Source organism: Vibrio sp. 10N.222.46.A1 (assembly GCF_041473595.1).
GTDB lineage: Bacteria > Pseudomonadota > Gammaproteobacteria > Enterobacterales > Vibrionaceae > Vibrio > Vibrio tasmaniensis_A.
Genome location: NZ_JBFRSN010001310.1, coordinates 1 through 453, shown reverse-complemented (window position 1 = coordinate 453; position 453 = coordinate 1). Strand labels below are relative to the sequence as shown.

The 453-nt window shown below is 44.8% G+C and carries 1 pseudogene; it reads left to right on the top strand.

The window, feature by feature from the left end:
- A pseudogene (locus tag AB4496_RS26150) lies at positions 1-453 on the top strand (flagellin); the annotation flags it as partial.

The window sequence follows — 453 nt, the reverse complement described above, 5'->3', positions numbered from 1 at the left end:
GGAACGCCTATCTTCAGGCTCTAAAATCAACAGCGCAAAAGATGACGCTGCTGGCCTACAAATCTCGAACCGTTTGAACGTTCAGAGCCGCGGTCTTGATGTTGCTGTACGTAACGCGAACGATGGTATCTCTATCGCTCAAACAGCAGAAGGTGCGATGAATGAAACATCAAACATTCTACAACGTATGCGTGATTTGTCTTTGCAATCAACAAACGGTTCAAATACCAAATCTGACCGTGTAGCAATCCAAGAAGAAGTAACGGCGCTTAATGATGAACTAAATCGTATCGCTGAAACCACATCTTTTGGTGGCAACAAGCTGCTTAACGGTACTCACGGTACTAAGTCATTCCAAATTGGTGCAGACAATGGTGAGGCAGTAATGCTTCAACTGAAAGACATGCGTTCTGATAACGACCAAATGGGCGGCAGCAGCTACCAATTTACAGA